Origin of the sequence: Mesorhizobium sp. M0496, from assembly GCF_040321205.1 — a bacterium.
In the GTDB taxonomy this organism is placed as follows: Bacteria; Pseudomonadota; Alphaproteobacteria; order Rhizobiales; family Rhizobiaceae; genus Mesorhizobium.
Map to the genome: position 1 here is coordinate 15,075 of NZ_JAMYRC010000009.1, position 25,505 is coordinate 40,579.

Genomic DNA, 25,505 nt, shown 5'->3' on the forward strand with positions numbered 1-25,505 from the left:
GAAGCACCCTGAAACAGAACCGCATCGAAAATGAAACAATCACGCCATGCGCGCGGCATCGTGCCGACACAATCGCCAGGGATAAACGCGCCGAAATGAGGGGGTCGCGGCGATGACCAGCACAGCAAGATTCCATGCCATCGACAGCGATGCAGGCGAATTGCCCGCACGCTTGCGCCCGGCCGACATTCATGCCCCGAAAATGGTCAGCCAGGCTGCCGGCCCGTTCGAAGTCCCGGCCGACACCGGCAAGGGTCCATCCATGCGCGACGCGTTGATGACCGGCCTGCTGGTGATCTATCCGACCGTGGCCACGGTGGTGGCGATTGTCGCCGGCCTGGTGCTGGCCAGCGCCAACGGCACCTGAAGTTACCCCCACCCGCGCCTTCGGCGCGACCTCCCCACAAGGGCGAGGTGGGGAGCCCTATTTTGGTCTTTTGAAAGCCTTCCGCTGCTTCTCGACCTCTTTGCGGCAGACGCAGCCCTCGAGGTGGTCGTTGACCAAACCCATCGCCTGCATGAAGGCGTAGACGGTGGTCGGGCCGACGAAGCTCCAGCCGCGCTTCTTCAACTCCTTCGAAATCCGCACCGAGACGGCCGTGGTCGGGTTGGCGCGCAGGTGCGCGAGATCGACCGTCTCTGGCCGCTCATCCTTGCCGGGTTCGAACTTCCAGAACCAGGCGGCCAGCGAGCCGAATTCATCTGCCATTTCGCGGGCGCGCTTGGCGTTGTTGATGGTCGAGACGATCTTGCCGCGATGACGGATGATGCCGGCATTGCCAAGCAGGCGCTCGACATCCTTGTCGGTGAAGGCAGCGACCTTGTCGAATTCGAAATTGGCGAAGGCTTGCCGAAAATTCTCCCGCTTGCGCAGGATGGTCAGCCACGACAGGCCCGACTGAAAGCCTTCGAGGCAGATCTTTTCGAACAGCCTGCGGTCATCCGCCACCGGCCGTCCCCACTCATGGTCGTGGTAGTGCAGATAGTCGGGCAGATTGCCGTGCCAGAAGCAGCGCGCGACGCCGTCGGGGCCGGCGAGCAGGCCGGTGTCTTCCTTGTCCATAAGCCAAAATCCGTCCGTTAATGCGCTTTTGCGCTGCATTTACTGCGGCTTTACCAGATTCCTGAACCCGGCGGTAACCACACCAAAAGGTTTACCGACACTTGCGCATTTTACGCATTCCGATTCATGTTTCGGTTGCTGCTTGCGCGCCAATGATCGCCGAACCGGGAGGACGTTTCCACCCGTTTTGTATCAGACGATCAAGGTGCGTTCCGATGAAGACAGTACTGTTTCCCGTGCTCGGCGCCGTGGCTGTGTTTGCCGCCGGCGTCACGCCCTCAACCGCCGGCGATCGCTACGCCGACAGGCCGCCGGTGATGGTGAGCCCCGACCTTTCCGCCCCCTGGGTGCTGCAGCTTGGCCAGGCGCCCGGCATCGTGCGCCAGAACCGCCAGGTGGTGCAGCAACAGCCGCGCCTGCGCGCGGCGCAGCCCGACCGGGTGCGGACGGCAGCGGTGCAGGCACCGGCCAAACGCATGGCCATGCGCCCGCAGATCAACCCGATCTTCCTGCCGCAGGAGGTCGACTATGACGGCGCGCAGAAGCCGGGCACGATCGTCATCGACACCACGCAGAATTTCCTCTTCCTGATCGAGAAGAACGGCAAGGCGCGGCGCTACGGCGTCGGCACCGGCAAGCCGGGCTTCGAATGGTCGGGCACGCACAAGATCACCAACAAACGCGAGTGGCCGGACTGGCGCCCGCCGGCGCAGATGATCAAGCGCGAAGCCGCCAAGGGCCGCTATTTGCCGACCTATCTGGCCGGAGGCATGGAGAACCCGCTCGGCGCCCGCGCGCTCTATCTCGGCACGACCGAGTACCGCATCCACGGCACCAACCAGCCGTGGACGATCGGCGGCGCGGTGTCGTCGGGTTGCATCCGCATGCGCAACGAGGACGTGGTCGATCTCTATGAACGGGTCAATGTTGGAACCACGGTCGAGGTGATATAATTCCTGCGAATCACTTGGCCGGCAAAGCAGACCGCTTTTCGAGGTCAGTTTAGGGATAACGGGGGACGGGTCGTATGGGGATGCGGCCGGTCAGGAAGGGCAGCACGGGAAACCGCGCTGCCCTTTCCGTTTTGACCACGGCCTGAGGCGTAACGAAACACTGTTTCCCGGCGCGTCGCGCAAAAATCATGGTGGTTCGCTTTCGCGCTGCCATTGGCGATGTTCTTTTGCTATGTGGGCGGCAACCAGCAAAAGAGTTCACCCATGTCCCTGTCCGAAGACAGCCGTTATCTCAGAGGTGGCCCGGTCGCCCAGCGCATCATCGCCGCCGTCCGCGAGGATGCCGCGATTGCCAAAGCTGAGGGTTTTCCGCCCAAGCTGATCTCGATCACCGTCGGCGACACCGATGCGGTCGACGTCTATGTGCGCAACCAGCGCGCCAAGGCACAATTGGCCGGTATCGATTTCGAGGAAAGGCGCTTTCCTGCAACCATCACATCAGGCGAACTGGAAGCGGCGATCCACGGCCTGAATGCCGACCCGCGTGTCACCGGCATCATCATCCAGCGGCCGGTTCCCGCGCATATCCCGATCAGGACGCTGCAGGCGGCGGTGCATCCGCTGAAAGATGTCGAAGGCATGCATCCGTCCTCGATCGGCAACATCGTCTACAATCAGCTCGACCTCGCCCCCTGCACGGCGGCCGCTTCGGTCGAGCTGCTCAAGGAGACCGGCCTCGACCTCAAGGGGCTGGAAGTCGTGATCGTCGGCCATTCGGAAATCGTCGGCAAGCCTATCGCCTTCCTGTTGATGAGCGAAGGCGCGACAGTGACGGTCTGCCACCACATGACGCGATCGGTCGCCGCCCATGCGCGGCGCGCCGACGCGCTGTTCGTCGCCGTCGGCAAGCCGCGGCTGATCAAGGCCGACATGGTCAAGCCGGGTGCGGCCGTCATCGACATCGGCATCAATTCCGAGATCGGCCCTGACGGCTCCAGCCGCATCGTCGGCGATGTCGACACCGACAGCGTGCGCGAGGTCGCCTCCTGGATCACGCCGGTACCGGGCGGCGTCGGCCCGATCACGGTCGCCATCCTGCTGCGTAACACGATGGTGGCGCTCAGCCGCCAGCGCGCGCTCTACGAGGCGACCTACGGCACGGCGGACAGGCTGGCGGCGGAGTAACGCCGCGACAGGCAGGCTATTCCGCGGCGATCAGACTCTCGTCCAGAACACCTTCCGGCTTTGGCCCGCCATAGGCCCAGTCGAGCAGCTTGATCGTGTGCACGACCGGCAGCTTCGCGGCGGAAGCAATCTGCGTGATGCAGCCGATGTTGCCGGTAGCAACGATCGAGGCACCCGTCGCCTCGATGTTTTTCACCTTGCGGTCGCGCAGCTTGGCCGAAATCTCGGACTGCAGAATGTTGTAGGTGCCGGCCGAACCGCAGCACAGATGGCCCTCGCGCGGCTCGCGCACAATGAAGCCGGCCTTGGCCAGCAGTTCCTTCGGCTGGCGGGTGATCTTCTGGCCGTGCTGCATCGAGCAGGCCGAGTGATAGGCGACGATGGTGCCCGGCTTGCGCACCGGTTCGGGCAGCTCGAGACCAGCTAGATACTCGGTGATGTCCTTGGCCAGCGCCGACACGCGCGCGGCCTTGTCGGCATAGGCCGGATCGAGCCGCAGCATGAAGCCATAATCCTTGATGGTGGTGCCGCAGCCGGACGCGGTGATGACGATGGCATCGAGCCCACCCTGCTCGATGGCTTGTGTCCAGGCGTCGACATTTTGTCTGGCCGACGCAAGGGCAGCTTGCTCCCGCCCCATATGATGCACCAGCGCGCCGCAGCAGCCCTCGCCCGGCGGCACCACGACCTCGATGCCTAACCGGGTCAGCAGCGAAATCGTGGTCTTGTTGATGGCGGGATCAAGCACGGATTGCGCACAGCCGGTGAGGATGGCGACGCGACCCTTTTTCGCCCCCTGCCCGGCATGGATGCCTGGTGAGGCCATCGGCGAAGCCGTGGGGATCGAGGCCGGCGCGAGCTTGAGCATCGCGCCGAGCGGCTTCAGCGCCGGGACCTTTTCGAACACGCGAATGAACGGCTTGCCCAGCTTGGCCAGCCTGAGCGCGGCGCGAAAGCGCGCGGGATAGGGCAGCACCAAGGCCAGCATGACGCGGGTCAGGCGGTCGAGCAGCGGTCGCTTGTAGGTCTCCTGGATATGGGCGCGGGCATGGTCGACCAGATGCATGTAGTTGACGCCCGACGGGCAGGTGGTCATGCAGGCGAGGCACGACAGGCAGCGATCGATATGGGTGACGATCTGCTTGTCGGCCGGACGGCCGTTCTCCAGCATGTCCTTGATCAGGTAGATGCGCCCGCGCGGTGAATCGAGTTCGTTGCCGAGTGTCACATAGGTCGGACAGGTCGCGGTGCAGAAGCCGCAATGCACGCATTTGCGCAGGATCTTCTCCGATTCCGCGACATGCGGATCGGCAAGCTGGGCAAGCGAAAAATTGGTCTGCATCGCGTCGGATCCTAGGCCATTCGGCTGGGATTGAGGATGTTCTTGGGGTCGAATTCCTGTTTCAGCCGTGCCGACAGTTCCGCCAGCGCCGGTGCCTGCGGCTCGAAAACGGGCAAGGCAGCACGATGCGAAGGCGCCGCGCGCACCAGCGTCGCATGGCCGCCGCCATGTTTCCTCAACAGCCCGCGCAGCAGAACGGCTTCCGGGTCGCCCTGTTCCATGCGCAACCACACCAGCCCGCCCTGCCAGTCATAGAAGGCGCTGACGGCTGCCTGCATGCGCAGCGTCAGGACCATCTGGTGACCCTCTCCCGGCGTCATCGACACGCGCCAGACCGGTTTCTCGCTGTTGTCGGCGAAAGGCATGCAATCACGCACATCGCGCCAGATCAGCCGTGAAGCCTCACCGGCAATCTCCTCCAGCGGCCCGGCCTCGCCGAGCAGCGTTTTCAGCGCGGCGATGCGATAGGCGACGGAGGGGCCGAAGCCCTCGACACGCAGCAGCGTGGCGGCCTCGTTGCCAAGCGCACCCTCGGCGACGCGCGCGGCGATGCGCTCCGGCAGATGGGCGGCACTCGACACTTCAGCGCTCGAACCCAGCGCCATGGCCATGGCGGCGGCAGCCGCATCGTCGAGCAGGCCACGAATGGCGAACGTGACCTCGGTCTCGGCGGCCGGCAGCACCTTGAAGGTGACGTCGGTGAATACGGCCAGCGTGCCCCAGCTGTTGGCCATCAGCTTCGACATGTCATAGCCGGTGACGTTCTTGACCACGCGGCCGCCCGACTTGAAGGCCTCGCCACGGCCGGACACCACATTGATCCCCAGAACATGATCGCGTGCCGCGCCCGCCTTCAACCGGCGCGGGCCGGAGAGGTTCGCGGCAAGCACACCGCCGATCGTGCCTTTTCCAGGCTCGCCGCCGAGCAGCGGACCGTAATCCATCGGTTCGAAGGCGAGTTGCTGGCCGTTTTCCGCCAGCAGCTTCTCGATGTCGGCCAGCGGTGTGCCTGCCTTGGCCGACAGCACCAGCTCGGCCGGTTCGTATAGCGTGACGCTGGTGAGCCTCGACAGGTCAAGCGTGTGTTCGGTTTGCAGCGGACGGCCGATGCCGCGCTTGGACCCATGGCCAAGGATTTCGAGCGGCGTCTCTTCCGCCACCGCCCAGGCGACGGTGGACAGGACTTCGGCTGACGTGGTTGGCGTGAAAGTGGTCATGAGGAGCACGCGCCAGTCGCGAGTACCGAGATGCCGCGATCCTTGGCGCCCCCCTCTGTCCTGCCGGACATCTCCCCCTCAAGGGGGGAGATTTGCTGACGGCTTTGCTTTCGCCAATCCCCAACCGAGGCGGAAGAGCGAGACGTCGAAGCTGCCGATCTCCCCCCTTGCGGGCCTTGCGGGGGAGATGTCCGGCAGGACAGAGGGGGGTGTTCAAGCGCCGACATGTCCCTCAAAACCTCGGAATGTCCGGGAACGGCAGCTTGCCGCCGGAAATGTGCATGCGGCCGAGCTCTGCGCAGCGGCGGAGCTGCGGGAAGACCTTGCCGGGGTTGAGCAGATGGTTGGGATCGAAGGCGCATTTGACGCGCATCTGCTGGTCGAGGTCGATCTGGGTGAACATTTCCGGCATCAGGTCGCGTTTTTCCACGCCCACCCCGTGTTCGCCGGTCAAGACGCCGCCGACCTTGACGCAGAGCCGCAATATGTCGGCACCGAAGCTTTCCGCCTTGTCGAGTTCGCCCGGCACATTGGCGTCATAGAGGATCAGCGGGTGCAGATTGCCGTCGCCGGCGTGAAAGACATTGGCGACGCCGAGGCCGTATTTCTCCGACAGTTCGCGCATGCCGGCGAGCACGCGCGGCAGTTCCTTGCGCGGGATGGTGCCGTCCATGCAGTAATAGTCGGGCGAGATGCGGCCGACCGCCGGGAATGCCGCCTTGCGGCCGGCCCAGAAGCTTAGCCGCTCCTGCTCGGACTGCGAGATGCGGCAGGTGGTCGAGCCGTTCTTGTAGGCGATGGCCTCGACAAGGCCGATCAGATGATCCACCTCGACGCCCGGCCCGTCGAGTTCGACGATCAGCAGCGCCTCGACATCGAGGGGATAGCCCGCATGGACGAAATCTTCGGCCGCGTGGATCGCCGGCCGGTCCATCATCTCCATGCCGCCCGGAATGATGCCGGCGCCGATGATGTCGGCGACGCACTGGCCGCCCTGCTCGCTGGTCGGGAAGCCGATCAGCAAAGCGCGCGCCGTCTCCGGCTTCTTCAGGATGCGCACGGTGACCTCGGTGACGACCCCGAGCAGCCCTTCCGAGCCGGTCATGATACCAAGCAGATCATACCCTTCCGCATCAAGGTGACTGCCGCCCAGCCGCACCACCTCGCCGTTCATCAGCACCATTTCGATGCCGAGCACATTGTTGGCGGTGAGGCCGTATTTCAGGCAGTGCACGCCGCCGGAATTTTCAGCGACGTTGCCGCCGATCGTGCAGGCGATCTGGGAGGATGGATCGGGGGCGTAGTAGAAGCCCTCCTGCTCGACGGCGGTGGTGATGCCGAGATTGGTGACGCCCGGCTGGGCGACGACGACACGATTGGGAAAATCGATCGCAAGGATGCGGTTGAAGCGGCTCATGACCAGCAGCACCGCGTCTTCCAGCGGCAGCGCGCCGCCCGACAGCGAAGTGCCGGAGCCGCGCGGCACGACGCGGATGTTGCGGTCGTTGCAGTACTTCAGCACGCGGGAAACCTGCGCCACCGTTTGCGGCAAAACGACAACCAATGGCAGCTGCCGATAGGCGGTCAGGCCGTCGCTCTCGAAGGCACGCATGGAATTGGCGGCGTCGACGACGCCCTCGCCCGGCACGATGATGCGCATGTCGGCGACGATCTCGTCGCGCCGGCGCATCGTGGCGTCGTCTGGTTTCGGCATTGCCAGGCCGGACATCAACAGCCTCTTTTCGCTTGACTGGTCAAAATCTTTTACCAGTGAAGCGAGCTGGTTGCAAATGCTGTGGTGGTGGAGACCGTCACTCTACGGCCAGGACAAGCTTCCGCAGCGGCAATCTGCCGCTGTCTTACCCTCCCCCTTGTGGGGAGGGTCGCGAACGAAGTGAGCGGGGTGGGGGTGCGGCGCAAGGCCAGCACTCTATGAGCACCCCCACCCCGTTTCGCAGGTTTCGCTTCGCTCAACCTGCTCACCGACCCTCCCCACAAGGGCAGGGCTATCGCATATGGAATTCCTGAGATGTCTGCCCGGCACGGACCCCCACCCCTAACCCCTCCCCACAAGGGGGAGGGAGACTTCCGTTGGCGCTGACCCAGGAGAATCGCCTGTCTTTTCGGCGCCAAGAAGAATTAAACGCACGCGGCAGCGTTCCCTCCCCCTTGTGGGGAGGGTTAGGGTGGGGGTTCTTCTTCGCAAGAATTCATATGCGATAGCCCTGCCCACAAGGGGGAGGGTGAAGGCGCTACTCCCCAGCCAGCTTGCCGGGTTCGGAATGCAGCCGGCGTACGCGGCGCACGCCCCACCAGACCAGCAGGATGGCGACAGGCACCGAAGCAGCCGTGATGACCTCCGGCGCGAAGGCATGGCCGAAGATCGAGGCGCCCTTGGCGACATAGCCTATGAGGCCGACCACATAGTAGGAGACGGCGGCGACCGACAGGCCTTCGACGGTCTGCTGCAGGCGCAGCTGCAGGCGAGCGCGGTTGTTCATCGAGGCGAGCAGGTCGCGGTTCTGCTTCTCGACCTCGACATCGACCCATGTGCGCAGCAGCGTCGTGGCGCGGGTCAGTTTTCGCGACAGATTGGCCTGCCGCTCCTCGACCGAGCGACAGGTGCGCATGGCTGGTGCGACGCGGCGCTGCAGGAACCCGCCCCAGGTGTCGTACCCAGGCACGGCTTCTTCCTCGAGCGCTTCCAGCCGCTCGACGACAATGCCATCATAGGCGCGGCTGGCGCCGAAACGGTAGAGGCTCGACGCGGCGTCGGCTTCCAGTTCCGCGGCGAGTTCGGTGAGATCGGCCAGCAAGGTCTGGCTGTCACGAGTCTGAGCGACCTTCATCTCCAGCGTGGTCTGCGCCAGCCGGTCCTCGATGCGGCGGGCGCGGCCGGACAGGTTCAGCGCCAACGGCAGGCCGAGCATGGCCAGCGTGCGATAGGTTTCGATGTCGATCAGCCGTTGCGAAAGCGCGCCGGTGCGGGCCGGGGTCAGGCCGCGGTCGAGCACCAGCATGCGCGTCATGCCGTCACCGTCCTGGCGAAAGTCGGTGACGATGGCAGCATTGCCGCGCTCGACCAGCGAGTAGCACAGGCTGGTCGGATCGAAGCCGGCGATCAATCTTTCGCTGACCTGCGTCCATCTGCGGATTTCGAGCCGGATGCCCGAAATGACGGTTCCCGGCGGCGAAAACCCGTTGCCGAACGGCGAATCTTCCTGTGCCCTGCCGCTTTCGGAGAGCGGCCCTTCCCACAGATAGGTCGAGAATTCGGTGTGCCGTTCCCAGCGCAGCGAACCTTTGCCCCATTTCATGGCATGATGGCGAGCCTGTCGATCGGGCGCGGCGATGCCGAGGCGTCGCGACAGTTCGGAAAGCACCGCGTGGTCGACGCCGGAACCGCCTTCGGTCATGAAAGCGAGTTGCACCAGCACGCGCGGCTTTTCGATCAGCGGATGCGGCCGGGCATGGACCTCGCCGAGCGCGCCGGGCCGGCCCTCATGCGCGGGAAACCCCATGACGCTGCCTTTGGCGCGCGGCTGGAATTCGAGATTGGACGGGTCGTCTGACACGGCTTGTTCCCCGGGCTTCTTTGAACCCTCTTGCACTCGCGTCCCTCTAGACCAATAGCCTGATGACGCAAACAGCAAAGTTTAGCCCAAGACGATATGGCGCCGGGCGGCAAAATCGACACGCTTCGACCAATTGGATAAATAATTTGACCAGTTGACGACGCAGGCTTTATCCTGCGCGACACCGGTTCACCTTCCAGGCATTGAGTTGAGCGACATTTTTTCCAGGATCGAGCATTCGCGCACCGCCGACGAGGTGGTGCAGCAGATCGAAAGCCTCATCCTCGAAGGCGTCCTGCGCACCGGCGACCGGCTGCCGGGCGAGCGCGAGCTTGCACGCCAGTTCAACGTGTCGCGGCCGATCCTGCGCGACGCACTGAAGGGGCTCGAAGGGCGTGGCCTTTTGACGACAAGGCCCGGCGGCGGCACGCATGTCGCCGATGTCATCGGCCAGCTGTTCACCAAGCCGGTGACGGACCTGATCTCGATGCACCGCAAGGCTGTGACCGACTATCTAGAATACCGCCGTGAGATCGAAGGCGTAGCGGCCGAATACGCGGCGCGGCGGGCCACACCAGACGACATGGCGCTGCTCGACAAGATCATGGCACGCATGGACGATGCGCACCGGACCGGCGACTTCGACGACGAGGCTGAAATCGACGTCGAGTTCCACCACGCGATCTGTGAGTGCGCGCATAACATCATCCTTTTGCACACCCTGCGCTCCTGCTACCGGCTGTTGTCGGAAGGCGTTTTCCAGAACCGGCTCCTGGTGTTCAGCGTGCCCGGCGCGCGCGAGGCGCTGCTTGCACAGCATCGGGCGATCCATGCGGCGGTGAAGGCCGGCGACCCGGCTGCGGCCCGGCAAGCGGCGATGGACCACATCACCTATGTCGAACGGTCGATGGCAGAGGCCGAGCGCAGCGGCGACTGGCAGCGCGTCTCGCGGCTGAGGCTGAAACAGCGTGTCGACGCCACCGACACCGAACCTGCACGCAAACGCTCCTAGCAATCGAAAACGGGAACCCATGAGCCAGATCCTGACCATCGCCGATCTCAAGGACCTCGCGCGCCGGCGCGTGCCGAAGATGTTCTTCGACTATGCAGATTCCGGTTCGTGGACCGAAAGCACGTATCGGGCCAACGAAGAGGATTTCCATAAGATCAAGTTCCGCCAGCGCGTCCTCGTCGACATGGACAACCGTTCGCTCGCATCGACGATGGTGGGCGAGAAGGTATCGATGCCGGTGGCATTGGCGCCAACCGGCATGACCGGGATGCAGCATGCGAATGGCGAGATGCTGGCGGCGCAGGCGGCGGAAGAGTTCGGCGTGCCGTTCACCCTGTCGACGATGAGCATCTGCTCGATCGAGGATGTTGCCTCCGTCACCACCAAGCCGTTCTGGTTCCAGCTCTATGTGCTGCGCGACAAGGATTTCGTGCTCAACCTCATCGACAGGGCGAAGGCAGCGAAATGCTCGGCGCTGGTGCTGACGCTTGACCTGCAGATTCTCGGCCAGCGCCACAAGGACATCCGCAACGGGCTTTCGGCGCCGCCGAAGCTGACGCTGACGAACATCGTCGACATGGCCATCCGCCCGCGCTGGTGCGCCGCCATGGCCGGCACCAAGCGGCGGACCTTCCGCAACATCGTTGGCCACGCCAAGGGCGTCGGCAACATGTCCTCACTGGCATCGTGGACGACGGAGCAGTTCGATCCGCATCTGTCGTGGAAGGACGTCGCCTGGATCAAGGAACGCTGGGGCGGCAAGCTGATCCTCAAAGGCATTCTCGACAAGGAAGACGCGCTGATGGCGGCCAAGACCGGTGCCGACGCGATCATCGTTTCCAACCATGGCGGGCGCCAGCTCGATGGTGCATCGTCGTCGATCGGCGTGCTGGAAGAGATTGCCGATGCGGTCGGCGACACGATCGAAGTGCATATGGACGGCGGCATCCGTTCCGGCCAGGACGTGCTGAAGGCGCTCTGCCTCGGCGCCAAGGGAACCTATATCGGCCGGCCATTTCTTTACGGCCTGGGTGCGCTCGGCAAGGAAGGAGTTACCAAGGCATTGGAAATCATCCGCAAGGAGATGGACATCACGCTGGCACTGTGCGGAAAGCGTCTGGTCACCGACATGGGCAAGGACCAACTCCGGCGCTAGAGTTCCGTGACAGCCTGACCACGGAGACGACGAGACCTTGGCGGAACCCGGTATCCATTTTCTCGACGCGCAGGGGCCGGACGGTGTGCGTCTCTACGCGATTGGCGACGTGCATGGCCGGCTCGACCTGCTGGCTGCCATGCATCAGCGCATCAGGACCGAGATCGAGCAGCAGGCGCCAGCCGACTGGCGTGTCATCCATCTTGGCGACTATGTCGACCGCGGGCCGGACTCAAAGGGCGTCATCGACTTCCTGATCGAAGCGCGCGAGCGCGACCCGCGCCATCTGATGCTGGCCGGTAACCACGACATCGGTTTTCTCGATTTTCTCAAGGCCCCCGACCCGGACGGACTTTTCATCCGCTTTGGCGGTATCCAGACGGCGCAGTCCTACGGCGTGACGATCAATGACGGCACAAGCGTGTGGTTCGGCAAGGCCGAGTCCGCCGTGCGCAAAGGACATCAGGCCCTGGTCGAGGCCGTGCCGCAGGACCACATCGATTTCCTTCGGTCGCTGCCGTTTTCGGTGACACTGGGCGATTTCTACTTCTGCCATGCCGGCATCAGGCCGGGCATCCCCCTGGACAGGCAAAACCCGCAGGATCTGATCTGGATCCGCGACGTCTTCCACAATCACACCGGCCTCTATCCGAAGATCGTGGTGCACGGCCACACGCCGGTACCGGAGGCGGAAGTGATGGCCAACCGCGTCAATGTCGACACGCTTGCCTGGCAATCGGGCATGCTGACCGCGCTCGTCGTCGACGGTCCGGACAAACGCATCCTGACAATGACGATCAAGGAACCTTGGACAATTAAGGAAGCTTGAGCGCTGTGCGTCCGAGGACGCTCCGGCTCGTGGCGCAGCCCGGCTCTAGCGTAGCGAGGCGGTGACGCCGTAACCGTCGACGGCGTTGTGGTTGTTGGCTGCGTCGGCGGCATAGATGCCGAGTCCGCACAGCACGATGGCGGATACCATGGCAAAGGACAGAAGCGCTGCTTTCACGGACGTCATCTCTTGTTGAGCTTTCTGCATCTGTGCACGAGGCGGTTACCAATGCGTTGAAACGGAGAATTCGCTTCAAAGTTTCGACGATTTCGCGCTTCTAGGCATGTTCTGTATCAACGGTGTGTCGCGCGGGTCACACAAAAGGTTCATCGCGGTTGCACGGAAGATGCAGAGCGCGCGCCTTCTAGGATGGCGGGCGGACACAAGCCAAGGATGAAAGGTGTTTTCCCCAGGCGGATTCCCCGCCGCGTGCCAATTATGTCACGCGGCAGCGCACCGAGGGACGCTTAGATTGTCGCTACCCACGCACGTGCGATGGCCAGGCCCGCGGCATCCGCATCAGGCCCGTTGCGGGCCATTTCGCGATCGAGCTTGCCGGCCCAATCGGGATGGCGCACGGCGATGGTCGGGGCGAAGGACGTGCTCCAGTCCTGCACCATCGGCCGGTCGGCCTCGAAATGGAACTGGAAGCCGTAGACGGCGCGGCCGACGCGAAATGCCTGGTTCTCGGCGACATCGTTGCCTGCGAGCCGGACGGCGCTCTCAGGCAGCACGAAGGTGTCATCGTGCCACTGGAAGATCGGAAACTTTTCCGGCAGTGCGCCCAGCACCGGATCGGCCTTGGCATCCGGCGTCAGCGACACGCCGCGCCAGCCGAACTCGTTGGCGCCGCCGATGCGGTTCTCGCCACCGAAGGCACGAGCAACGAGCTGACTGCCGAGGCAGATGCCGAGCACGGCGCGGTCGTTGCCGGCGAAATCGCGCGTCAGTTCGAGCAGTGCCGGGAAATAGGGGTACTCATCGTCGGCCAGTGCATTCTGGCCACCGCCAAGCACCACCATGGCATCATGCCCGGCCGCGTCATCCGGCAGCAGATCGCCCTTGTAAGGGAGGCGTATATCGAGATCGGCGCCCGCCTCCGCAAGAGCGGCGCCGACCTGGCCAAGGCCGGTATTGTCGTAGTTCTGGACCACCAGCACCCGCATGAAAAACCCTGCTGACATGAAAATGATACGACGAGCGATATCATGCCGTCCGCATTGCAGCCAAGATGCGTATTCCGGGAGAAAACTATGCCACTGCAGAACCGGGTCGATCCGTTCGGCGCCATCCACGCCGTGTCCGAGCGCGGGCTGTTGACCGGCAATCGCGGCATCATCCACGATCCCGAGACGAAGACGCTGCTGAAAAAGCGCTGGGCGCTTCAGGCCTGGATCATCTGCGTCTGCCAATTCCGGGATGTGCGGCGCGAACCGATGGGCCGCAACCGGAAGGGCGGTAAAGCGGGCTGGACCGAGCTGTTCTTCCTCGATGAGGTGACTGCATTGGCGGCCGGCCATCGCCCCTGCTTCTTTTGCCAGCGCGAACGGGCCAAGGATTTTGTCGGCCGCTTCGGCGAAGCCTTCGGCATTGCAGAGCCCCGCGCGCCGATGATCGACAAGCGGCTGCACAAGGAGCGGTTGGCCTCCGGCGGCAAGCCGGCGACGGTGGCCTTTGACGAGCTTGCCGGCCTGCCGGACGGCGCCATGGTTGCGGATGGCGGCATCGCTTATGCTTTGCGCGGCGGCAGAGCATTGCGCTGGTGCTTTGCTGGATATGGCCCACCAGCTGATTTCGGCATGCTCAAAAGCAAGACGCTCTCGCTGCTGACGCCGGCCACGACGCTCGCCGTGTTGCGTCACGGCTTTCGCCCCGTATGGCATCCGTCCGCCCAGACTTGACGCCGGCGGTCGGCTCGCTCATTCCTCGGCAATGCGCGCCAATTACAAGATGCAACGTCTGTTCGTGCCTGATGATCTGCGGCCAGACATCGAGTTCGACGCCGGCCAACAGCAGAGCCACTATCTCCTGCACGTGCTGCGGCTCGGCGAAGGCGCCGAAATCCTGGTGTTCAATGGCCGTGACGGCGAATGGTCGGCGGCCATCACGGCGAAGACAAAAAGGGCGGTGCGGCTGAAGGTGTCGGTGCTGCAACGGCCACAGCCGCCGCTGCCCGATCTCGTCTACTGCTTTGCGCCGCTAAAGCAGGGCCGGCTCGACTATCTCGTGCAGAAGGCGGTCGAGATGGGCGCCGGCATCCTGCAGCCGGTCATCACCCAGCACACGCAAGTGGCCAAGCCTAGCATCGATCGCCTGCGCGCCAATGTCGTCGAAGCCGCCGAACAATGCGGCATCCTGGCGGTGCCTCGAGTGCTCGAAGCGGAAAAATTCGAGCGTTTGCTGACCGGTTGGGACAAGGAACGGCGGCTGATCTTCTGTGACGAGGACGCCTCGACCAACAATCCGCTGCCCGCGCTGCAAGCGGTGAAGGAAAACAGGCTTGGGCTTCTGGTCGGGCCGGAGGGCGGCTTTTCCGACGACGAGCGCAAGATGCTGCGCGCCCTACCCTTCGTCACCGCCATTCCGCTCGGACCGCGCATCCTGCGCGCCGATACGGCAGCAGTGGCCGCGCTCGCGGTGATGCAGGCGACGGTTGGAGACTGGTGAGCGACCCCCTTCCCTTCTGCCCCATGTGGGAGAAGGAAGAACCGTCGCCACCGTTCAATTCCTGTTCACCTGTGGCTCAGGATTTTTCGCTTGCTCGTCTGCTGACATTTCGTCCATCTAGCGCCGGCGATCATCCGATCGTCCTAGAGCGCCACGCGTCCTTTCGGACACACAAAGGACGCTGTAGCATTTCATTGGGTTCATGGTCCTTTCCGAAAATCGAAAGCAGATTTTCGGGGTCATGTGCTGAGGGCTTACAAATGGCGCGCGATACTACTGATTTCCGCCCGATCGAAGGTGTCGACGAACTCGTCGAGCATCTGGCCGAAGGCAACAAGCCGCGCGACAAGTGGCGCATCGGCACCGAGCACGAGAAATTTCCCTTCTATGTCGACGGCAATGCACCGGTCCCCTATGGCGGCGAGCGCGGCATCCGCGCTATCCTCGAAGGCATGCAGTCGAAACTCGGCTGGGATCCGATCATCGATGACGGCCGCATCATTGGCCTGGTCGAACCGACCGGCCAAGGGGCGATTTCGCTGGAACCAGGCGGCCAGTTCGAGCTTTCCGGCGCGCCGCTGGAGACCATCCATCAGACCTGCCGCGAGGGCAATGCCCATCTGGCGCAGGTGCGCGAGATCGCCGAGCCGATGGGCATCCGCTTCCTCGGCCTCGGCGGCAGCCCGAAATGGTCGCTGGCCGAGACGCCGAAAATGCCGAAGTCGCGCTACGAGATCATGACGCGCTACATGCCCAAGGTCGGCACCAAGGGCCTCGACATGATGTACCGCACCTGCACGATCCAGGTGAATCTCGACTTCGAGAGCGAGGCCGACATGCGCCGCAAGATGCAGGTGTCACTGAAGCTGCAGCCGCTGTCGACGGCATTGTTCGCCAATTCGCCTTTCACCGAAAGTCACCCGAACGGTTTGCAGAGCTGGCGCGGCGACATCTGGCGCGACACCGATAACCAGCGCTCGGGCCTGCTCGAATTCTGTTTCTCGCCCGATTTCGGTTTCGCCGACTATGTCGAATGGGCGCTCGACGTGCCGATGTATTTCGTCATCCGCGACGGCCACTATCATGACATGACGCACATCACCTTCCGCCAGTTCATGGCGGGCGCCGCACGGCATGAAATTCCCGACGGGCTGCCGACGATGGGCGACTGGGCAAACCATCTGTCGACACTGTTCCCGGACGTGCGGCTGAAGCGTTTCCTCGAGATGCGCGGCGCCGACGGCGGGCCATGGCGGCGCATCTGCGCGCTGCCGGCCTTCTGGGTCGGGTTGCTTTATGATGAGGCGGCGCTCGACGCCGCCGAGGCGCTGACCTCGAGCTGGACGTATGAAGAAACGCTGGCGATGCGCAATGCCGTGCCGGAACAAGGCATTTCCGCACCCTTCCGCAACACCACGCTGCGCGAAATCGCGCGCGACGTGATGGTCATTTCGCGTATGGGGCTGAAGAACCGTGGCCGCAAGAACCGCGACGGCTACGACGAGACCTCCTTCCTCAACACGCTCGACGAGGTCGTGGCACGCGGCACCACCAGCGCCGAGGAGATGCTGTCGGCCTACCACACGCGTTGGGGCGGCTCGATCGAGCCGGTATTCATGGAATATGCCTATTAACCCTCGGATTTGACGCGGCTGATCGATCGGCAAAAGCCGCTTCAATCGGAAGTCGAAACAAACTAGGCTTCTTCGGCGAGGATTTCCGGAGGAGACGCCGATGCCTACCTTGTTCGACATGCTGACGCAGGCCCAGAACGGCAACGGAATGCAAGCCCTTGCCCAGCAATACGGGCTTTCGATGCAGCAGACCCAGGCGGCGGTTGCCGCATTGCTGCCGGCCTTTTCGCAGGGGCTGCAACGCAACACCGCCGACCCCTATGGGCTCGGCGCCTTCATGACGGCGATGGCCAGCGGCCAGCATGCCAAGTATTTCGAGGACGCAACCAGAGCCTTCTCGCCGCAGGGCGTCGATGAGGGCAACGGCATTCTCGGACATTTGTTCGGCTCGAAGGATCTGTCGCGCGCCGTCGCCAGCCAGGCGGCGCAAGCGAGCGGCGTTAGTCAACAGATCCTCCAGCAGATGCTGCCGGCGATCGCCTCGATGGTCATGGGCGGGCTGTTCAAGCAAACGACAAATCAGATGCAAGCCGCCGGCGGCTTTGGCGGTGGCGGCAACAATCCGCTCGGCGAGATCATCGAGCAGATGATGCGGCAAGGTGGCGGCATGCAGGCCCCGGCACCGCAGCAACGGCAGGCGCCGCAGCCCCAGAACCCGATGGACAACCCGCTCGGCAAGGTTTTGCAGGACATGTTCGGCGGCGGGGCGCCACAGCCGCAAAGCCAGCCGCAGCCGGCACCCAATCCCTATGGCGACAACCCGCTCGGCAAGGTGCTGCAGGACATGTTCGGCGGCGGCGCGCCGCAGCCGCAGCCGCAAGGCCGGGCGCAGCCTCAGCCTCATCCTCAGCAGACGCAGAGCCCTTATGGCGATAATCCGTTGGGAAAGATCTTCGAGGAGATGCTGCGGCAAGGTGGCGGTGGCGGCTTCGGCGTCCCGGGCGGGCAGCCGGCGCCGCAACAGCCTCAAGCGCCCCCACAGCAACGTCAGGCACCTCAGCCACAGACCAATCCGAGCGGTCGGCCGAAGAATCCGTTCGACGACCTGTTCGGCAAGATGTTCGAGACCGGCGCCCAGCAGCGTGACGACTACCAGAAGGGCGTGGAAACGATCTTCGACCAGTTCAAGCGCGATATGGACCGGCGGTAGTCGACATCCGTGGGTAAGAGACTGGAGCAGATGAAAGCTCGTGGCATTTTTCGACGAGGCAAAGACACATAATGGACAGACTTGAATATCCCGTCGTCATTGCGCCACTTTCTGCAGAGGACGGAGGGGGGTTTTCGGCTTTGGTGCCTGATCTGCCAGGCTGCGTGAGTGACGGCGACACCCCTGAAGAGGCCATCGCGAATATCCAGGACGCCATAGCATCTTGGATAGAGGCCGCGCACGAGTTCGGCAGATCGATACCAAGGCCATCGCGAAAGCTGGCATTCGCCTGACTGCCAAAAGAAAAGCCCGGTCCTGGGAGGACCGGGCAGAGTGCAGGCGGGCCGGCGGGGATCCGGCAGGGAGTGGGGCCTGCATACTTTTCAGTCGCGCCGAACCTCTAAAAGGTTCAAAGCAACCGGAACAACAAGCAGCCGATCAAGCGACCTTGCGGGCGAAATCCTCGATCGTCTCGATGCGATCGCTGGCGATTTCGCGCAACATCGCCGTCGGGTCACGGCCGAACGGCACGTCGATGGCGACATGCAGGTCGGCGCGCGTCAGACCGATATCGGCGAGTTCGGCATCCGACATCTCGCCAAGGCGGTAAAAGGCGCGGCGGTTTTTCCACGCGCGGTAGATGTTGGAGACGGTATTTGCCACGCGCGTCGCAACGGCCGGACGCGAGGTGATGCGCGAAGTCTCGGTGGCGAAATCAAACGTGGTCATGTCGGTCTCCTTCAGACTCGAACGAGCAAGGCCAGCAATCGGCGCTGACAACAGCGACGGTTCCGGTCCCAATTCACATGCTTTCATGTGGACAATGCGAATTTGCCATGATGCGATTGATTAATCCAACGAATGTTTCTAATCTTAAGCATCAACACTAGTGATGGATCAAATCGATGAAATCGCCTCTCGATCTCGATCAGTTGCAGACCTTCATCTCGATTGCCGACACCGGCAGCTTCACGCGAGCAGCCGAAGAGGTGCACCGGACCCAGTCGGCGGTATCCATGCAGATGCGCCGGCTGGAAGAGCGGATCGGCAAGCCGCTGTTCGAGAAAGACGGGCGCACCAACAGATTGACCGAGGAAGGCGACAAGCTGCTGTCCTACGCGCGCCGGCTGCTCTATCTCAACCGCGAGACGCTGGCCGCCTTCGACGACCGGCGGCTCGAAGGCACGATCCGCATCGGCACGCCTGACGACTATGCCGACCGTTTCCTGCCCGAGATCATGGCGCGGTTCACCCGCTCCAATCCGCGTGTCGAACTGACCGTCATCTGCGAGCCGACACCGGGGCTGGTCGAGCATATCAAACGCGGCAACCTCGACCTGGCGCTGGTGACGCACAACGACGTACGCGGCCAGTCGGAGGTGGTGAGGCGCGAACCGCTGCTGTGGGTCACCTCGGCCAACCATGCAACGCATGAGCAGGAAACGCTGCCGATGGCCTTTGGCCGGCCGAATTGCATCTGGCGGCGCGCCGCGGTCGATGTGCTCGACCAGCAGAACCGCGACTATCGCATCCTGTTCACCAGCTTCTCGGCCACCGTCATCACCGCCGCCGTACTTTCCGGCCTGGCGATCTCGGTGCTGCCGGAATGCGCGCTGCGGCCCGGCATGCGGGTGCTGGGCGAAGCCGACGGCTTCGGCGCCCTGCCCGATTGCCGCATCGGCATCATGCGCGGCCAGACGTCGCGACCCGAGATCGTCGATGCGCTCGCCCGCCATATTTCGGAAAGCCTGGACAATATTTCCGTGCCGATCAGCGAAGACACCGGGAGCTTCGACTTTGCGGCGCTCGCCTTCAGCAAGCTGCGGCGAACCAAGCCGAACCAGATCCTGCCCGGCTGGTAGGCAGGGTCAGGCATGCGGGTTTTGAACGCCTGGCCTGGCGCGGCCATCTTGACGCGGGCGCCCAACCGCCCCCCAATCGGCCTATGAGCGACGCAGCATCCGAATCACGCACCAACGCCACCGAATACACGGTGAGCGAGATTTCCGGCGCGCTGAAACGCACGGTCGAGGACGTCTTCGGCAATGTGCGGGTGCGCGGCGAAATATCAGGCTATCGCGGGCCGCATTCCTCCGGTCATGCCTATTTCGCGCTGAAGGACGACCGCGCCCGGCTCGACGCCGTGGTGTGGAAAGGCACGATGAGCCGGCTGAAGTTCCGCCCCGAAGAGGGGATGGAGGTGATCGCCACCGGCAAGCTCACCACCTATCCCGGCAAGTCCAACTACCAGATCGTCATCGACAATCTGGAGCCGGCCGGCGCCGGCGCGCTGATGGCACTGCTGGAAGAGCGCAAACGGCGGCTGCAGGCCGAGGGCCTGTTCGACACCGGCCGCAAGCGGTTGCTGCCGTTCATGCCCCGCGTCATCGGCGTCGTCACCTCGCCGACAGGGTCCGTCATCCGCGACATCATCCACCGCATCAAGGACCGGTTTCCACTGCACATCCTGGTCTGGCCGGTACGCGTGCAAGGCGAGACGTCAGGCGCGGAAGTGACTGCCGCCGTCAACGGCTTCAACACGCTGGCCTGGGATGGCGCCATTCAGCGCCCCGATCTGCTGATCGTGGCACGTGGCGGCGGCAGCCTCGAAGACCTCTGGGGGTTCAACGACGAGGCGCTCGCCCGCGCGGTTGCCACCTCCGGCATTCCGGTGATCTCGGCTGTCGGTCACGAGACGGACTGGACGCTGATCGACCTCGTCGCGGATGTGCGGGCGCCGACGCCGACGGGTGCCGCGGAAATTGCCGTCCCGGTGAAAGCGGACCTTGAAGCAACGCTTGCTAGCCTCGGCGCGCGGCTCAAGGCGGCGGTCTTGCGCAATTTCGAACGCAAGCGGCAGGCCGCTCGGGCAGCCGCCCGCGCGCTGCCCTCGCCCGATCAATTGCTGGCGCTGCCGCGGCGACGCCTCGATGATGCGACATCTAGGCTCGGCCGTGGCCTGCTGGTCTCCACCGAACGAAAGCGAGCACGGTTCTTCGCTGTAAAGCTGACACCGGCAATGTTGTCACAGCGGATTGCCGAGGCGCGGCGCACCAACGAACGCAATCTTTTGCGCGCACAAGGGGCGCTACGCGCGTTGGCAAGAGCCCGGCGTGCGGAATTAAATCGTGCGGCGGACCAGTTGCCGAAATGCGCGAGGGCATCGCTGCAGCGGCACAGGCAACAACTGGCTTTGCTGCAAGGCCGCATCACGATCGAGCCCACAGCGCGGCGGCAACGCGTGCAGAGGGATTTGCTGACAGCATTAACCAGACGCGGAACGCAAGCCGTGGTGCTCAGGCTGGAGCGTTTGCGCGGCCGCGTTGTCCAAGCCGAAAGGCTGATGGCGACACTGTCGCACAAGGCGGTGCTGGCGCGCGGCTTTGCTCTGGTGAAGGATGCCGATGGCGCGGTAATCAAGCAGGCGGCCGATGTGTCATCGGGAATGGCGCTTTCGCTGGAATTCGCCGACGGCACCGCCGATGCCATTGCAACCAGCGGCACGGCAAAACCGAAAGCGGTGACCAAGCCGGCGGCCAAGACCAAAGAGCCCGGCAACCAGGGATCCCTGTTCTGAGATCATGACCGACAATCCGAACCATCTGGCAACGCCTTCCGGCAAGCCGCGTGCGCGAAGTTTTGGCATCGGCTTCGACGGGACACCCGGGCCATTCAACGCAATCACCGATGTGTCCGGTGTAGCGGTCGGTTATGCGACGCTGATTTCGGGCGATGGCGCGCTCGTCGTCGGCCAGGGACCGGTGCGGACCGGCGTGACCGCGATCCTGCCCAGGCCGCGCGCCGATCTTGCCACGCCGGTCTTCGCCGGCATCTTCAGCCAGAACGGCAATGGCGAACTGACCGGCTCGCACATCGTCGAGGAAACCGGCGCTTTCAACTTCCCGATCACCATCACCAACACGCATTCCTGCGGTGTCTCACGCGACGGCACGCTGCGCTGGATGCAAAGCGTGCTGCCGGCGGCGCTCGACAGCGCCTGGGGGCTGCCGGTAGCGGCGGAAACCTATGACGGCTTTCTCAACGACATCAACGGCCACCATTTGACTTTTGAGCACGTCGCCCAGGCCCTTGACGGTGCGACCAGCGGACCGATCGAGGAAGGCAGCGTCGGCGGCGGCACCGGCATGATCACTTTCGGCTTCAAAGCAGGATCAGGGACGGCGTCGCGCGTCGTTGAACGACACGAGCGCAGCTACACGGTCGGTGCCCTCGTGCAGTCGAATTTCGGCAAGCGACACAATTTTACGGTTCGCGGTCTGCACGCCGGGCCGGAACTCATCGAACCGGCGGTCCGCGAAGGCACGCGGCGCGCCGAAAAGGGTTCGATCATCGCCGCTATCGCCACCGATGCCCCGTTCCTGCCGCACCAGATGAAACGGCTGGCACGCCGCGTGCCGCTTGGCGTCGCCATGACCGGCGGCTTCGGCTATCACAGCTCAGGCGACATTTTTATCGCCTTCTCGACCGCCAACGTGAGCGCGGCGCTGGCGCCGTCCGGCAGCATCGCCAGTGCCGACTTCATTCCTGACACCGACATCGATCCGTTTTTCGACGCGGTGATCCAGGCCGTGGAGGAAGCGATCCTCAACGCGCTCGTCGCCAATGACGACATGATCGGGCGCGACGGCAATTTCGTGCCGGCGCTGCCGAAGGCCTGGCTGAAAGAAAAATTTGGCTGAAAGCGATCATTGAAACGAAAACGCGGGCCAAACAAGCCCGCGTGTTTCAGATGGAGTCCGCCCCCTATGCGGTCATTCCGCGGCTTTGTTGGACGCCTGCTGCTGCTCGTCGGCCTCGGCCGCTTCCTCTAGCCTGGAGGCGATGAGTTCCTTGATATCGCCGACTTCCTCCTGGATATCCTCCAGGGGTATGCCGACTTCGGCTGCCTTGGCAGCGCATTCCTTGGCCAGTGTCTCGGCCTGCTTCTCGATCCGGGCCTCTGAAGGCTGGCAGTGGACCTTTTCGCCGATCCATCCCCGCAAGAACTCGATCGCGTGTTCACTCATACTGCTGTTCCCTTGCGGCAAAGCCGGTTGGTAATCATAAACGTCGGCACCCCGCAAAGGATGCATGCCCCTATTCCAGCCGAGTCGCGGCCACTCGGCAAGCCGATGCCGTCCAAGGTCCACAGAGCCATAGGAAATCGAAGGGTCAAGAACATTTTCTGATTCTGGAGGAGTCGGTACCGTTGGCTGGGTCACACCCAGCGTTGCGCATTTGTTTCTATTTGCTTTTTCCGGTTTTCGGGCCGATTTTCGTCACAATAGATGGCGCAACACACAACACATTTACAGTTGCTTCGAGGTCGCTGCCCTCAGGCACGCGGGTCGAAGCCGCCGCTATATAGTGACATCCTCATGCAATGTCGACTCCGCTCGCCATGCTGCTTCTTTCCGCCGCGCCGAAGCGCTCCGCGAAGAACGCAGAGCAGGTGATGGACGGTGCGGGCGGTCCCTGCCGGAACCGCTCAGACGTGCACAGCCACGACCGCCGCGCAGTCGCCGGCCTTGACCAGGCCGGGGAAATGCCGCGCCGCCAGCATGCCCGACATTTTTGCCCGGATTTCCTGGGGGGCGATGCCGGTGCGGCCGGTGGAATGGATGCGTGCCAGCACCGCGCCTTCTTCGACGGGCTCGCCAAGGTCGACCATGGTTTCGATCATGCCGTCTTCCTCGGCGAACGAAAAACAATCGCCAGATGGCATGTCGAGCCACTGCGTCGGGCTCTTCTCGACCGCTCCGGCAACAATGCCGGCATGACGCAGCATATTGAGAACACCGCGCCGCGCGATCCGTACGGTTTGCGCGCGCGACGTGCCGCCGCCGCCAAGCTCGGTGCTGACGAAGACCTTGCCCATCTCCTCGGCAGCCGTGTCGTACATGCCGACAGCGTCGATCTCGATCATGCGCATCGAGAATGGTGCGGAAAATGCCGCCACCGCGTCGAAGGCTTTCTGCTCCAGCGCCTTGTCGGGCAAAGTGTGCGCGGCGCAGAACGGCACGAAGTCCAGCGTCCTGCCGCCGGAATGGAAGTCGAACACGATGTCCGCGCGGGGAAGCAACTCACGTTGAAAATAGTCGGCGATCTTCTCGGTCACCGTGCCGTCCGGCCGGCCGGGGAAACTGCGGTTCATATTGCCCTTGTCGATCGGCGAGGTACGCGTGCCGGCGCGGAAGGCCGGATAGTTCATTGCCGGCACGATGATCACCGTGCCGCTGACATGCTTCGGATTTAGCGTCCTGGCGAGGTCGTAAAGCGCCAGCGGCCCCTCATACTCATCGCCATGGTTGCCGCCGGTCAGCAGTGCTGCCGGCCCCTTGCCGTTGCGGATGACGCAGATCGGGATCATCACCGAGCCCCACGCCGAGTCGTCTCGGCTGTAGGGCAAGCGCAGGAAACCATGCTGGACGCCGTCGCGGTCGAAATCCACCGTCGGCGAGATCGGAGAGGGGCGCAGACTCGACATCGGGTTCAATCCTTCACCACCAGCTTACGCGGCACATTGGCCAGGCACTCTACACCGGTTTCGGTGATCAGGATGGACTCGGTGATCTCCAGTCCCATCGTTTCCAACCACAGCCCGGTCATGAAATGGAAGGTCATGCCGGGCTTGAGTTCGGTCCGGTCGCCGGGGCGCAGGCTCATCGTGCGTTCGCCCCAGTCCGGCGGATAGGACAGGCCGATCGGATAGCCGGTGCGGTTGTCCTTGACGATGCCGTATTTCTTCAGCACGCCGAAGAAGCCATTGGCGATATCCTCGCAGGTATTGCCGGGTTTCGCCGCAGCAAGGCCCGCTTCCATGCCCTCCAGCGTTGCCTTCTCGGCATCGAGGAATTCCTGCGTCGGCCTGCCGAGGAAAACGGTGCGCGATAGCGGGCAATGGTACCTGTTGTAGCAGCCGGCGATTTCGAAGAAGGTGCCCTCGCCCCGCCTCATCGGCTGGTCGTCCCAGGTCAGATGCGGCGCCGAGGCATCCGCGCCCGACGGCAGCAGCGGCACGATCGCCGGATAGTCGCCGCCAATTCGCCCCTCTGGGCCGTCGACGCCGCGCGTGCCGGCATCATAGATCTCGGCAACGAGATCGCATTTGCGCATGCCGACTTCGATCTTGTCCACGATGCGCTGGTGCATCGCCTCGACGATGCGGGCAGCCTTGCGCATATAGTCGATCTCGGTCGGGCTCTTCACCGCGCGCTGCCAGTTGACCAGGGCGGTTGCGTCGACGAAGCGGGCGTTGGGCAGATGTTTCTGCAGCGATGCTAAGGCGGCGGCCGAAAACCAGTAATTGTCCATCTCGACGCCGATGGTGAGCTTGCCCCAGCCGCGATCGGCTAGCACGCTGGACAGAAAATCCATCGGGTGGCGCTCTGTCGACTGCACATAGTGATCGGCATAGCCGACGATGTTGTCATGCGCGAGATAGGCGGTGCGCTTGGCGCCGTTGGCGTCCTGGCCGCGGCCATACCAGACCGGCTCGCCTGACGGCGGCACGATGACGGCCTGATGCACATAGAACGACCAGCCGTCATAGCCGGTCAGCCACGCCATGTTGGAGGGATCGCTGACGATCAGGAGATCGACACCCTTGGCCTCCATGGCTTTGCGCGTCTTGGTGAGGCGATCCGCGTATTCGCCGCGCGAAAATTTCAGGTTCGGTTGCATTGTTCTTGGTCCTCGTTTTGTTGGGCCTCGCGGCCAGCA

25 protein-coding genes are annotated in these 25,505 nt (G+C 63.5%); 14 read left to right on the forward strand and 11 right to left on the reverse strand.

Annotation, left to right across the window (positions count from 1 at the left end):
- Nucleotides 1-112: 112 nt before the first annotated feature.
- The gene (locus tag NKI73_RS10990) at nucleotides 113-367 is read left to right on the forward strand and encodes a hypothetical protein (RefSeq protein WP_352629394.1); all 255 of its coding nucleotides are present in this window, start codon (nucleotides 113-115) and stop codon (nucleotides 365-367) included.
- Nucleotides 368-424: 57 nt separating this feature from the next.
- On the opposite strand, the gene NKI73_RS10995 is transcribed toward NKI73_RS10990, so the two are convergent.
- On the reverse strand, nucleotides 425-1,063 hold the full coding sequence (locus tag NKI73_RS10995; protein WP_352629396.1) for a DNA-3-methyladenine glycosylase I: 639 nt from the start codon (nucleotides 1,061-1,063) through the stop codon (nucleotides 425-427).
- A gap of 215 nt (nucleotides 1,064-1,278) precedes the next feature.
- Between NKI73_RS10995 and NKI73_RS11000 the strand changes: the two genes are divergently transcribed.
- Together NKI73_RS11000 and NKI73_RS11005 are read left to right on the forward strand one after the other, a co-directional pair.
- Entirely contained in the window at nucleotides 1,279-2,016 is a 738-nt protein-coding gene (locus NKI73_RS11000) for a L,D-transpeptidase (protein WP_352629398.1), read from the forward strand.
- A gap of 264 nt (nucleotides 2,017-2,280) precedes the next feature.
- Nucleotides 2,281-3,201, forward strand: coding sequence for a bifunctional 5,10-methylenetetrahydrofolate dehydrogenase/5,10-methenyltetrahydrofolate cyclohydrolase (locus NKI73_RS11005; RefSeq protein ID WP_352629400.1), 921 nt, complete (start codon nucleotides 2,281-2,283; stop codon nucleotides 3,199-3,201).
- A 16-nt stretch (nucleotides 3,202-3,217) separates the two neighbouring features.
- Here NKI73_RS11005 and glcF read toward each other — a convergent pair whose 3' ends face one another.
- From glcF to NKI73_RS11025, 4 genes are all read right to left on the reverse strand, one after another.
- Nucleotides 3,218-4,543: a glycolate oxidase subunit GlcF gene (gene glcF, locus NKI73_RS11010; protein WP_352629402.1), complete on the reverse strand. Its 1,326-nt coding sequence runs from the start codon at nucleotides 4,541-4,543 to the stop codon at nucleotides 3,218-3,220.
- Between the two features lie 11 nt (nucleotides 4,544-4,554).
- Complete coding sequence (locus tag NKI73_RS11015) at nucleotides 4,555-5,760, reverse strand: FAD-binding protein (protein ID WP_352629403.1); 1,206 nt, start codon at nucleotides 5,758-5,760, stop codon at nucleotides 4,555-4,557.
- A gap of 232 nt (nucleotides 5,761-5,992) precedes the next feature.
- The gene (locus NKI73_RS11020; protein WP_352629406.1) at nucleotides 5,993-7,489 is read right to left on the reverse strand and encodes an FAD-linked oxidase C-terminal domain-containing protein; all 1,497 of its coding nucleotides are present in this window, start codon (nucleotides 7,487-7,489) and stop codon (nucleotides 5,993-5,995) included.
- 523 nt (nucleotides 7,490-8,012) lie between these two features.
- Nucleotides 8,013-9,335, reverse strand: coding sequence for a DUF3422 family protein (locus tag NKI73_RS11025; protein ID WP_352629408.1), 1,323 nt, complete (start codon nucleotides 9,333-9,335; stop codon nucleotides 8,013-8,015).
- A gap of 208 nt (nucleotides 9,336-9,543) precedes the next feature.
- Between NKI73_RS11025 and NKI73_RS11030 the strand changes: the two genes are divergently transcribed.
- Genes NKI73_RS11030 through NKI73_RS11040 form a run of 3 tightly spaced genes read left to right on the forward strand, consistent with a single transcriptional unit; the run spans nucleotide 9,544 to nucleotide 12,332 of the window.
- Nucleotides 9,544-10,347: a FadR/GntR family transcriptional regulator gene (locus NKI73_RS11030; protein WP_352629409.1), complete on the forward strand. Its 804-nt coding sequence runs from the start codon at nucleotides 9,544-9,546 to the stop codon at nucleotides 10,345-10,347.
- Nucleotides 10,348-10,366: 19 nt separating this feature from the next.
- A complete protein-coding gene (locus NKI73_RS11035; RefSeq protein ID WP_352629411.1) occupies nucleotides 10,367-11,503 on the forward strand; it encodes an alpha-hydroxy acid oxidase in 1,137 nt (378 codons plus the stop codon).
- 37 nt (nucleotides 11,504-11,540) lie between these two features.
- A complete protein-coding gene (locus NKI73_RS11040; protein ID WP_352629413.1) occupies nucleotides 11,541-12,332 on the forward strand; it encodes a metallophosphoesterase in 792 nt (263 codons plus the stop codon).
- Nucleotides 12,333-12,377: 45 nt separating this feature from the next.
- Here NKI73_RS11040 and NKI73_RS11045 read toward each other — a convergent pair whose 3' ends face one another.
- On the reverse strand, nucleotides 12,378-12,509 hold the full coding sequence (locus tag NKI73_RS11045) for a hypothetical protein (protein ID WP_274533732.1): 132 nt from the start codon (nucleotides 12,507-12,509) through the stop codon (nucleotides 12,378-12,380).
- Nucleotides 12,510-12,799: 290 nt separating this feature from the next.
- Nucleotides 12,800-13,498: a type 1 glutamine amidotransferase gene (locus NKI73_RS11050; RefSeq protein ID WP_352629414.1), complete on the reverse strand. Its 699-nt coding sequence runs from the start codon at nucleotides 13,496-13,498 to the stop codon at nucleotides 12,800-12,802.
- 87 nt (nucleotides 13,499-13,585) lie between these two features.
- On the opposite strand from NKI73_RS11050, the gene NKI73_RS11055 reads away from it, so the two are divergent.
- From NKI73_RS11055 to NKI73_RS11075, 5 genes are all read left to right on the forward strand, one after another.
- Complete coding sequence (locus NKI73_RS11055) at nucleotides 13,586-14,233, forward strand: hypothetical protein (RefSeq protein WP_352629416.1); 648 nt, start codon at nucleotides 13,586-13,588, stop codon at nucleotides 14,231-14,233.
- Between the two features lie 31 nt (nucleotides 14,234-14,264).
- Nucleotides 14,265-14,999, forward strand: coding sequence for a 16S rRNA (uracil(1498)-N(3))-methyltransferase (locus NKI73_RS11060; RefSeq protein WP_352629418.1), 735 nt, complete (start codon nucleotides 14,265-14,267; stop codon nucleotides 14,997-14,999).
- A gap of 260 nt (nucleotides 15,000-15,259) precedes the next feature.
- Entirely contained in the window at nucleotides 15,260-16,633 is a 1,374-nt protein-coding gene (locus NKI73_RS11065; RefSeq protein ID WP_352629420.1) for a glutamate--cysteine ligase, read from the forward strand.
- 100 nt (nucleotides 16,634-16,733) lie between these two features.
- Nucleotides 16,734-17,783: a DUF937 domain-containing protein gene (locus NKI73_RS11070; protein WP_352629421.1), complete on the forward strand. Its 1,050-nt coding sequence runs from the start codon at nucleotides 16,734-16,736 to the stop codon at nucleotides 17,781-17,783.
- A 71-nt stretch (nucleotides 17,784-17,854) separates the two neighbouring features.
- Entirely contained in the window at nucleotides 17,855-18,076 is a 222-nt protein-coding gene (locus tag NKI73_RS11075; RefSeq protein ID WP_352629423.1) for a type II toxin-antitoxin system HicB family antitoxin, read from the forward strand.
- Between the two features lie 145 nt (nucleotides 18,077-18,221).
- Here the strand turns inward: NKI73_RS11075 and NKI73_RS11080 are convergent, their stop codons facing one another.
- Nucleotides 18,222-18,512: a DUF1127 domain-containing protein gene (locus NKI73_RS11080; protein ID WP_013530339.1), complete on the reverse strand. Its 291-nt coding sequence runs from the start codon at nucleotides 18,510-18,512 to the stop codon at nucleotides 18,222-18,224.
- Between the two features lie 176 nt (nucleotides 18,513-18,688).
- Here NKI73_RS11080 and NKI73_RS11085 point away from each other — a divergent pair, with 176 nt between their 5' ends.
- The 3 genes from NKI73_RS11085 to NKI73_RS11095 all read left to right on the forward strand — a co-directional run bounded on the left by NKI73_RS11085 (nucleotide 18,689) and on the right by NKI73_RS11095 (nucleotide 22,483).
- A complete protein-coding gene (locus NKI73_RS11085) occupies nucleotides 18,689-19,645 on the forward strand; it encodes a LysR substrate-binding domain-containing protein (RefSeq protein ID WP_352629425.1) in 957 nt (318 codons plus the stop codon).
- Nucleotides 19,646-19,728: 83 nt separating this feature from the next.
- The gene (xseA, locus tag NKI73_RS11090) at nucleotides 19,729-21,360 is read left to right on the forward strand and encodes an exodeoxyribonuclease VII large subunit (protein WP_352629427.1); all 1,632 of its coding nucleotides are present in this window, start codon (nucleotides 19,729-19,731) and stop codon (nucleotides 21,358-21,360) included.
- A gap of 4 nt (nucleotides 21,361-21,364) precedes the next feature.
- Nucleotides 21,365-22,483 (forward strand): DmpA family aminopeptidase, encoded by a 1,119-nt coding sequence (locus tag NKI73_RS11095; protein ID WP_352629429.1) that lies wholly within the window; start codon nucleotides 21,365-21,367, stop codon nucleotides 22,481-22,483.
- A gap of 72 nt (nucleotides 22,484-22,555) precedes the next feature.
- On the opposite strand, the gene NKI73_RS11100 is transcribed toward NKI73_RS11095, so the two are convergent.
- From NKI73_RS11100 to doeA, 3 genes are all read right to left on the reverse strand, one after another.
- The gene (locus NKI73_RS11100) at nucleotides 22,556-22,810 is read right to left on the reverse strand and encodes a hypothetical protein (protein WP_352629431.1); all 255 of its coding nucleotides are present in this window, start codon (nucleotides 22,808-22,810) and stop codon (nucleotides 22,556-22,558) included.
- 461 nt (nucleotides 22,811-23,271) lie between these two features.
- Nucleotides 23,272-24,270, reverse strand: coding sequence for a N(2)-acetyl-L-2,4-diaminobutanoate deacetylase DoeB (gene doeB / locus NKI73_RS11105; protein ID WP_352629433.1), 999 nt, complete (start codon nucleotides 24,268-24,270; stop codon nucleotides 23,272-23,274).
- A gap of 5 nt (nucleotides 24,271-24,275) precedes the next feature.
- Complete coding sequence (gene doeA / locus NKI73_RS11110) at nucleotides 24,276-25,466, reverse strand: ectoine hydrolase DoeA (protein WP_352629435.1); 1,191 nt, start codon at nucleotides 25,464-25,466, stop codon at nucleotides 24,276-24,278.
- Nucleotides 25,467-25,505: the final 39 nt, after the last annotated feature.

Coding starts and splice junctions, on each gene's coding strand:
- NKI73_RS11060 (WP_352629418.1), top strand. CDS start 14,265: ATGCGCGCCAATTACAAGATGCAACGTCTGTTCGTGCCTGATGATCTG.
- glcF (WP_352629402.1), bottom strand. CDS start 4,543: ATGCAGACCAATTTTTCGCTTGCCCAGCTTGCCGATCCGCATGTCGCG.
- NKI73_RS11070 (WP_352629421.1), top strand. CDS start 16,734: ATGCCTACCTTGTTCGACATGCTGACGCAGGCCCAGAACGGCAACGGA.
- NKI73_RS11095 (WP_352629429.1), top strand. CDS start 21,365: ATGACCGACAATCCGAACCATCTGGCAACGCCTTCCGGCAAGCCGCGT.
- NKI73_RS11055 (WP_352629416.1), top strand. CDS start 13,586: ATGCCACTGCAGAACCGGGTCGATCCGTTCGGCGCCATCCACGCCGTG.
- NKI73_RS11050 (WP_352629414.1), bottom strand. CDS start 13,498: ATGCGGGTGCTGGTGGTCCAGAACTACGACAATACCGGCCTTGGCCAG.
- NKI73_RS11015 (WP_352629403.1), bottom strand. CDS start 5,760: ATGACCACTTTCACGCCAACCACGTCAGCCGAAGTCCTGTCCACCGTC.
- NKI73_RS11065 (WP_352629420.1), top strand. CDS start 15,260: ATGGCGCGCGATACTACTGATTTCCGCCCGATCGAAGGTGTCGACGAA.
- NKI73_RS11085 (WP_352629425.1), top strand. CDS start 18,689: ATGAAATCGCCTCTCGATCTCGATCAGTTGCAGACCTTCATCTCGATT.
- NKI73_RS11000 (WP_352629398.1), top strand. CDS start 1,279: ATGAAGACAGTACTGTTTCCCGTGCTCGGCGCCGTGGCTGTGTTTGCC.
- doeB (WP_352629433.1), bottom strand. CDS start 24,270: ATGTCGAGTCTGCGCCCCTCTCCGATCTCGCCGACGGTGGATTTCGAC.
- NKI73_RS10990 (WP_352629394.1), top strand. CDS start 113: ATGACCAGCACAGCAAGATTCCATGCCATCGACAGCGATGCAGGCGAA.
- NKI73_RS11075 (WP_352629423.1), top strand. CDS start 17,855: ATGGACAGACTTGAATATCCCGTCGTCATTGCGCCACTTTCTGCAGAG.
- NKI73_RS10995 (WP_352629396.1), bottom strand. CDS start 1,063: ATGGACAAGGAAGACACCGGCCTGCTCGCCGGCCCCGACGGCGTCGCG.
- NKI73_RS11020 (WP_352629406.1), bottom strand. CDS start 7,489: ATGTCCGGCCTGGCAATGCCGAAACCAGACGACGCCACGATGCGCCGG.
- NKI73_RS11035 (WP_352629411.1), top strand. CDS start 10,367: ATGAGCCAGATCCTGACCATCGCCGATCTCAAGGACCTCGCGCGCCGG.
- NKI73_RS11080 (WP_013530339.1), bottom strand. CDS start 18,512: ATGACCACGTTTGATTTCGCCACCGAGACTTCGCGCATCACCTCGCGT.
- doeA (WP_352629435.1), bottom strand. CDS start 25,466: ATGCAACCGAACCTGAAATTTTCGCGCGGCGAATACGCGGATCGCCTC.
- xseA (WP_352629427.1), top strand. CDS start 19,729: ATGAGCGACGCAGCATCCGAATCACGCACCAACGCCACCGAATACACG.
- NKI73_RS11005 (WP_352629400.1), top strand. CDS start 2,281: ATGTCCCTGTCCGAAGACAGCCGTTATCTCAGAGGTGGCCCGGTCGCC.
- NKI73_RS11100 (WP_352629431.1), bottom strand. CDS start 22,810: ATGAGTGAACACGCGATCGAGTTCTTGCGGGGATGGATCGGCGAAAAG.